General features: G+C 69.3%; 6 protein-coding genes. 4 read left to right on the top strand and 2 right to left on the bottom strand.

The genetic code is table 11. The features are described from left to right. Positions 1 to 245 precede the first annotated feature (245 nt). Together Ato02nite_RS19740 and Ato02nite_RS19735 are read right to left on the bottom strand one after the other, a co-directional pair. Positions 246 to 1,415: a TetR/AcrR family transcriptional regulator gene (locus Ato02nite_RS19740; protein WP_213008039.1), complete on the bottom strand. Its 1,170-nt coding sequence runs from the start codon at positions 1,413 to 1,415 to the stop codon at positions 246 to 248. Between the two features lie 13 nt (positions 1,416 to 1,428). Next, entirely contained in the window at positions 1,429 to 2,148 is a 720-nt protein-coding gene (locus tag Ato02nite_RS19735; RefSeq protein WP_213008038.1) for a GntR family transcriptional regulator, read from the bottom strand. A 118-nt stretch (positions 2,149 to 2,266) separates the two neighbouring features. Here Ato02nite_RS19735 and Ato02nite_RS19730 point away from each other — a divergent pair, with 118 nt between their 5' ends. From Ato02nite_RS19730 to Ato02nite_RS19715, 4 genes are read left to right on the top strand one after another with little or no spacing between them, the layout of a single operon-like run. Next, positions 2,267 to 3,616: an ABC transporter substrate-binding protein gene (locus tag Ato02nite_RS19730; RefSeq protein ID WP_213008037.1), complete on the top strand. Its 1,350-nt coding sequence runs from the start codon at positions 2,267 to 2,269 to the stop codon at positions 3,614 to 3,616. A 2-nt stretch (positions 3,617 to 3,618) separates the two neighbouring features. Beyond that, positions 3,619 to 4,524 (top strand): carbohydrate ABC transporter permease, encoded by a 906-nt coding sequence (locus Ato02nite_RS19725; protein WP_246607211.1) that lies wholly within the window; start codon positions 3,619 to 3,621, stop codon positions 4,522 to 4,524. Positions 4,525 to 4,526: 2 nt separating this feature from the next. Then, positions 4,527 to 5,339, top strand: coding sequence for a carbohydrate ABC transporter permease (locus Ato02nite_RS19720; protein WP_213008036.1), 813 nt, complete (start codon positions 4,527 to 4,529; stop codon positions 5,337 to 5,339). Positions 5,340 to 5,343: 4 nt separating this feature from the next. Next, the gene (locus Ato02nite_RS19715) at positions 5,344 to 6,093 is read left to right on the top strand and encodes a 6-phosphogluconolactonase (RefSeq protein WP_213008035.1); all 750 of its coding nucleotides are present in this window, start codon (positions 5,344 to 5,346) and stop codon (positions 6,091 to 6,093) included. Positions 6,094 to 6,096 lie beyond the last annotated feature (3 nt).

Genomic DNA, 6,096 nt, shown 5'->3' with positions numbered 1-6,096 from the left:
ACCGTTCGTGGCACAGTCCCGCTCTCGGATACCGGTCGTCGTCCCGAATCCCGGGCCTGGTCCCGGTCCCGCCTGATGAGCAGCACTTCCACACCGTGGGCCACCCGGCGGTCAGGCGTGGTTGCGCGAGAGGCGCGGCACGTGCCGGTGTTGCAGGCTGGTCGCGGGGTGGCGGCGGTCGGGGGCTGTTGCGGTTGTTGACGGTGTTGCCCGTACCGGAAAAGGGTTTGATTCTCAAAAGGCTTCTAGATGGTCAGGGCGCCGGTGACCAGGGCGGTGACGGTGTCCCGGTGGCCGGGGGTGTTCTGCCAGCGCAGCGCGCGTCCGGCCTCGACCACCACGCCGAAGCCGGCGTGCACCAGCAGCCGGGCCTGGCGTGCGTCCAGCTCCGGGCGGGCCGACCGCAACTGCTGCTCCCAGACGGCGATGTGCTCGCGCTGGGCCAGCATCAGCGGCCGCTGCCGGTCGGCCGGCAGACCGCGGATCTCGGCCTCGGCGACGCTGTTGAGCGCGTTGTGCTCGAAGCTGTAGGCCACGTACGCCGAGGTCAGCGCGACCACCGCCTGGCGTGGGTCGGCCGCCTGGTCGAGGCTGCGGTCCACCGCCTGGGCCAGCAGTCCGGCCGCCTGCAGGCACGCGGCCACCAGGATGTCGACCTTGCCGGGGTAGTGCCGGTAGATCGCGGACGGGGCGAGGCCGACCGCCTGGGCGATCTGCCCGTTGGTGACGTTGGCGAAGCCGTCCCGGGCGAACAGCGGGATGGCCGCGGCCAGGATCTCGGCGCGCCGGGTGCGTGGCACGGGCTGGGCCGGCAGTTCGACCAGCCGCGCACTGCCCGCGGCCGCCGGATCGGTGGCGACCACCCGCAGGGCCGAGGACAGCAGCAGGTCCTCGGTCCGGCGCTGGGCGATCGAGGTGTGGTGCATGGTGATCGAGCCGATCGCCCCGAGCGCTGCCACCGCGCGCAGGTGCTCGCCGGTCAACGGGTATTCGCTGCGCACCTTCTTGGCCACCCGGTCCACGACCTGCGCGAACTTCGTCCGTAGTTGCCGGCGGTCGGTGCGCTCGAGGTAGCGGGCCTCCCATCGGTACAGGCCGCCGGACGCGCGGTGCGCGACGGTGACCCGGACCAGCGCGGCGAGCATGTCGGGCAGGGAGGCGTCGGGCGGCGTCTCGTCGAGGGCCGCGACGAGCCGGTCCACCATGACGTCGGCGCACTCGGCGAACAGCGCGTACTTGTTCGGGAAGTGCCGATAGAGCGCGGCGGCGCTGATGCCCACGCCGGCCGCGATCTCCTCCATGGACGCCGCGTGGTAGCCGCGCTCGCTGAACACCTGGCCGGCCGCCTCGATGATCAGCTGCTTGCGGTTGGGCGGTCGGGTCGCGGCCGCGGAGGTGGGCGGACGCAGGACCATGCGGGCTAGTCAATCACGCGCGCCGGAACAGGTCCGCCTCGAAGCGGTACGCGTCGCCGCGGTATTTGTTGTGGCCGATGAGAACCGGGGTGCCGTCGGAGGTGTAGGCGATCTCGTCGCCGACCAGGACGGGCGCGCCGGCGCCGATGCCGAGGAGCCGGGCCAGCTCCGCGTCGGCGCTCTCGGCCATCAGCGTGTAGGCGCTGCGGTGCACCTCGATGCCGCACCGCTCGCGCAGCACGTCGTAGAGCGACGCGTCGGTGAGGTCGGCGGTGGCCAGGGCGGCGGCGCGATTTTCCGGGACGACGACCACGTCGAAGCAGACCGGGGTGCCGTCCATGCCGCGCAGGCGGTCGACCTCGATGACCGGGGCGGCCGGCGCGATGCGCAGCTTGGCCGCCTCGTCCATGCCGGCCGGCCGGACCTCCTGGCGGATCACCCGGGCGGTCGGGCGCAGGCCGCGGGCCCGGGCCATCTCGGTGAAGGACTGCAGCGTGCTGGGCGGCTCGCCGATGACCTGGGTCGGGACGAACCAGCCGCGCTGCGCGGAGCGCTGCAGGATGCCCTCCGACTCCAGGCGGCTGAGCGCGAGGCGCAGGGTGGCCCGGCTGACGCCGAGTTGGGTGGCCAGCTCGCGCTCGCCGGGCAGCCGGGAACCGGGCGCGTAGCGGCCCACGGTCAGGTCGCGGGCCAGCTGTTCATAGGCCTGCGTCGAAGCGGTACCGGTCGTCACGCCAGCAGAGTACCAGTTAGCTCTTTGGTTGGACCAGTTCCGATTTGTGGTTCAGGACTGGACTAACTGGTATAGGAACGCTTAGTGTCCGTGAGACCAGCGACACAACGGAGTGAAGATGAGCGTTCGTAAAGCGATAGCGGGAGTCGCGGCCGGTCTCGCGCTGAGCCTTGGCCTCACGGCGTGCTCGCCGGGCGGCGGCTCGACCGACAAGGCCGAGGCCCCCTCGACCGTCTCCACCGACGTCGCCTCGGCCGGCGCCGTCACCCTCAAGTTCACCGACTTCTGGGGCGCCGCCGAGGGTGAGTGGATCAAGCAGGTCATCACCGACTTCCAGAAGAAGTACCCGAACGTCACGATCCAGCGCACGACCGAGGACTGGGGGCAGCTCAACTCGACCCTCAACCTTCAGCTCCAGGACGACGGCGGGCCGGACATCGCGACCGCCAACAACGGCTGGCAGTCGCTCGGCACGCTGGCCAAGGGCGGCCTCGTGCTCAACCTCGACGCGTACGCGAAGGCCTACGGCTGGGACAAAGAGGTCCCGACCACGATCGCCCGGCAGAACCAGTTCACCACCGACTTCAAGACGATGGGGTCGGGTTCCTGGTTCTCCACCCCGATGGCGCGTACGTCGCTGATCGGTCTGTACTACAACGCCGACAAGCTCAAGAGCCTCGGGATCGACCCGCCCGCCTCGCTCGCCGACCTCGAGACCGCCGCGGCCAAGGCCAAGGCCGCCGGTGAGGTGCCGTTCGAGTACGGCAGCCTGGACAGCTCGACGACGGTGCTGCTCGGTGTGCAGGCGCTGCTGGCCGACAAGAAGAAGCTCAACGACTACATCTACGACGACCCGTCGGTGAAGGCCGCCGACGTCGGGATGACCGAGGCCATCACGCTCGTCAAGAAGTGGGCCGACGAGGGCTACTACCCGAAGAACTACCAGGGCATCGACTACCAGACGGCGGTCGCCAACTACGTCGGCGGCAAGGGCGTCTTCCGCTGGGAGTACACCGGCTCGCTCGGCCTGAACGCGTCTCAGCAGGGCCACTACGGCTACATCCAGCTGCCGCAGCAGTCCGGCAGCGGAACGGTCGGCGTGGGTGCCGCACCCGGGGCCATGGTGGTCTCGTCGAAGAGCAAGCACCCGGACGTCGCGGCGGCGTTCCTCGACTACATGATGTCGGCCGAGACCGGTCAGGCGGCGGTGGACCGCGGTCTCGTGCCGGCGCTGTCACCGGACGCCAAGGCCCCGGCCTCGTCGCTCAGCCTGACCGGGGAGTCGGCGGCCGCGGCCAAGCTCGACTCGGACGACGGCTACGTGCCCTACTTCGACTGGTCCAGCCCGACCATGCTCGACACCATCGGTGCGAACCTCCAGCTGGTGCTGGCCGGCAAGATGACACCGGACAAGTTCACCGAGGCCGTCGACAAGGACCGCGACGCCTTCCTGGCTCAGCAGAGCTGACCGTGGCCGCCTCGTCCTCGGCCACCGTCGTCCGGCGCCGCTCCCTGCGCCGCCGGACGCGGTGGGTCGGCCTCGGCTTCGCGGCCCTGCCGCTCGGCTTGTACGCGCTGGTCGTGCTCGTCCCGCTGGCGCAGTCGTTCCAGTACTCCTTCTTCAAGTGGGACGGCGTCACCGCGTCCACCTGGGTGGGGTTCGACAACTACGTCTCGTTCGTGACCGACCCGGTGCTGCGCTCGACCTTCGGGCACGTACTCGTATTGATCGGCTTCTTCGCTCTTCTGCCCATCGCCCTCGGCCTGTTGTCGGCGGCGCTGCTCACCCGGGCGAAGCAGCCGGGCATGGCGGTCTACCGCTGGATCTTCTTCCTGCCGCAGGTGATGACGACCGTGGTCATCGCGCTGGTCTTCAAGCGGATCTACGCACCGGACGGCCCGCTCAACACCGCGTTGCGCGCGGTCGGGCTGGACTCGTTCGCGAAGACCTGGCTCGGCGACTTCACCTGGGCGCTGCCGGCCCTCGGGTTGATCGGCACCTGGGTGACCTTCGGGTTCTGCATGGTGCTGTTCATCTCCGGCACCTCGGCGATCGCCCCGGAGCTGTACGAGGCGGCGCGGATGGACGGTGCCGGGCCGGTCCGCGAGTTCTTCGCGGTCACGCTTCCCGGATTGCGGGGGCAGCTGGCGGTCGCGCTGACGCTCACGATCACCGCGGCGTTGCGCACGTTCGACCTGGTCTGGATCACCACCCACGGCGGTCCGGGGACGTCGACCCTCACTCCGGCGGTCGCGCTCTACAAGGCCGCCTTCCAGAACCCGCAGGTCGGGCTGGCGGCGGCGATCGGCGTGGTGATGGCGGCCCTGTGCCTGGTCATCGCGGTGGTCATCACTCGGCTCTCGGAGAGGGACTGAGCATGATCTCCAAAACGGAACGTGTCGTGAACTACGTCGTTCTGACGTTCCTGGCGCTGCTCGTGCTCTTCCCGATCGGGTCGTTCATCCTGTCGGCGCTCAGCCCGGACCGCTCCGGCAAGCCGGTCGGGGTCGGCGACTTCGCGTGGGGCAACTTCGCCACCGCGTGGCGTGACGCCGACTTCTCCCGGGCCATGGCGGTCTCGATGATCATCGCGGTGGTCGTGGTGGCCGGGCAGGTCATGCTCGGGCTGCTCGGCGGGTACGCCTTCGGCGTCCTCGGCGTGGTGGGGGACAAGGTGCTGTTCCCGATCGTCCTGCTCGGCATGATGATCTCCCTCGAGGCGATCATCGTCCCGCTCTACTACCAGTTCCGGACGTTCGGGCTGACCAACACGATCCCCGGCATCATCCTGATCCACCTCGGCATGGGCGTACCCTTCGGGGTTTTCTGGATGCGCGCGGCCTTCCGCGCCCTACCGCGCTCGGCCTTCGAATCGGCCGAGATGGACGGCGCCGGCCCGCTGCGCATGCTGCGGTCGATGGCCGCACCGATGGCCAAGCCGGCCATCTACACGCTGATCCTGCTGAGCTTCATGTGGACCTGGAACGACTACTTCCTGTCCCTGGTGTTCCTGCACGGGGACAACCAGACGGCGACCGTCGCGCTCGGCGTCTTCCAGGGTAAGTACGTCACCCAAATCAACCTGATGGCCGCCGGCGGCCTGATCGTCGCCGCGCCCGTCCTCGCCCTCTACATCGTGTTCCAGCGCAAATTCATCTCCGGAATGCTGGCCGGCGCGATCAAGGAGTGAAGCCGTGTCCCTTCAACCCATCGTCCTGCCCGACGCCGACGCGGTCGGCGAATCGGTCGCCGCGACGATCCTCGATCGCCTGGGCGCCATCGACAGTCGGCCCTTCCTCCTCGGTTGCCCCAGCGGCCGTACGCCGATGCCGGTCTACCGGGCTCTGGCCCGGCACGCCGCCCGTGGCGTCGACCTGTCCCGGCTGGTCGTCGTCATGATGGACGACTACGTCGAACCCGACGGCCGGCGCCGCGTCGACCCGTCGCTGTCCTATTCCTGCTTGGGCTTCGCGCAACGGCAGATCGTCGCGCCGCTCGGCCAGGCCATCGAGATCTGGGCGCCCGACCCGGTCGAACCGGAGCGCTACGACGAGGCCATCGAGGCGGCCGGCGGGATCGACCTGTTCCTCCTGGCCACCGGGGCCGGGGACGGGCACATCGCGTTCAACCAGCCGGGCACGCCAAGGGACGCCCGCACCCACGTCACGCCGCTCGGCGAGGCCACCCGGCGGGACAACATGGGGACGTTCCCCGAATTCACGCGCCTCGACATGGTGCCCACCCACGGGGTGACCGTGGGCGTCGACACGATCGCCGCGTCATCGCGCGAGGTGATCATGGTGGTAACCGGTTCGCACAAGCATGAGGCTTTTATCCGAATAAATGGGGCCACAGCCTACGAACCGGACTGGCCGGCCACCGTCGTCGTCGAATGCAAGAACCCCACGCTCATCGCGGACCACGCAGCTTTTGAAGGGAACTGAAGA

It is taken from the genome of Paractinoplanes toevensis, from assembly GCF_018332695.1.
In the GTDB taxonomy this organism is placed as follows: Bacteria; Actinomycetota; Actinomycetes; order Mycobacteriales; family Micromonosporaceae; genus Actinoplanes; species Actinoplanes toevensis.
This window is presented reverse-complemented; position numbering and strand designations above follow the sequence as displayed.